Genomic DNA, 1,277 nt, shown 5'->3' with positions numbered 1-1,277 from the left:
ACCCGTAGCTTCGGTACCTGGTTTGAGCCCCGTTACATCTTCCGCGCAGGCCGACTCGACTAGTGAGCTATTACGCTTTCTTTAAAGGATGGCTGCTTCTAAGCCAACCTCCTAGCTGTCTGAGCCTTCCCACATCGTTTCCCACTTAACCAGGATTTCGGGACCTTAGCTGACGGTCTGGGTTGTTTCCCTTTTCACGACGGACGTTAGCACCCGCCGTGTGTCTCCCACGCTGGCACTCACCGGTATTCGGAGTTTGCCTCGGGTTGGTAAGTCGGGATGACCCCCTAGCCGAAACAGTGCTCTACCCCCGGTGGTGATACGTGAGGCGCTACCTAAATAGCTTTCGAGGAGAACCAGCTATCTCCGGGCTTGATTAGCCTTTCACTCCGATCCACAAGTCATCCAAATCTTTTTCAACAGATCCTGGTTCGGTCCTCCAGTTGATGTTACTCAACCTTCAACCTGCTCATGGATAGATCGCCCGGTTTCGGGTCTATTTCCAGCGACTGGTCGCCCAGTTAAGACTCGGTTTCCCTACGCCTCCCCTAATCGGTTAAGCTCGCCACTGAAAATAAGTCGCTGACCCATTATACAAAAGGTACGCGGTCACCCCACGAAGGGGCTCCCACTGCTTGTACGCATACGGTTTCAGGATCTATTTCACTCCCCTCTCCGGGGTTCTTTTCGCCTTTCCCTCACGGTACTGGTTCACTATCGGTCAGCCAGGAGTATTTAGCCTTGGAGGATGGTCCCCCCATGTTCAGTCAAGGTTTCACGTGCCCCGACCTACTCGATTTCACCGGATCAGACTTTCGACTACGGGGCTATCACCCACTATGGCGGTGTTTCCCAACACCTTCGTCTAATCAGTCACCGGCTTAAGGGCTGGTCCCCGTTCGCTCGCCGCTACTGGGGGAATCTCGGTTGATTTCTTTTCCTCGGGGTACTTAGATGTTTCAGTTCCCCCGGTTCGCCTCCCAACACCTATGGATTCAGTGTGGGATACCCAGCTTGTGCTGGGTGGGTTTCCCCATTCAGAAATGCCCGGGTCACAGGTCGTTTGCCACCTCGCCGAGCCTTATCGCAGGCTTCCACGTCTTTCATCGCCTCTGGCTGCCTAGGCATCCACCGTATGCGCTTAATCGCTTGACCATATAACCCCAAGAGGTCTGGTCCGCGATCGCGACGACAATTGCCGGATACGCTTGAGACGTATCTCGCGTCTCTTCCTCTCGGAAGAAACTTGTCAGCATGATTCACATTGTTAAAGAGCA

At 54.0% G+C, this 1,277-nt stretch carries 1 rRNA gene; it reads right to left on the bottom strand.

Annotated elements, in window-relative coordinates:
* Positions 1–1,155: ribosomal RNA gene (locus QLQ85_RS00005) — 23S ribosomal RNA — on the bottom strand; the annotation flags it as partial.
* Positions 1,156–1,277: the final 122 nt, after the last annotated feature.

This window comes from Halomonas kalidii (genome assembly GCF_030010475.1).
GTDB lineage: Bacteria > Pseudomonadota > Gammaproteobacteria > Pseudomonadales > Halomonadaceae > Halomonas > Halomonas heilongjiangensis.
The sequence above is the reverse complement of the archived record's forward strand: the minus strand, read 5'-3'. Positions and strand labels throughout refer to the sequence as shown.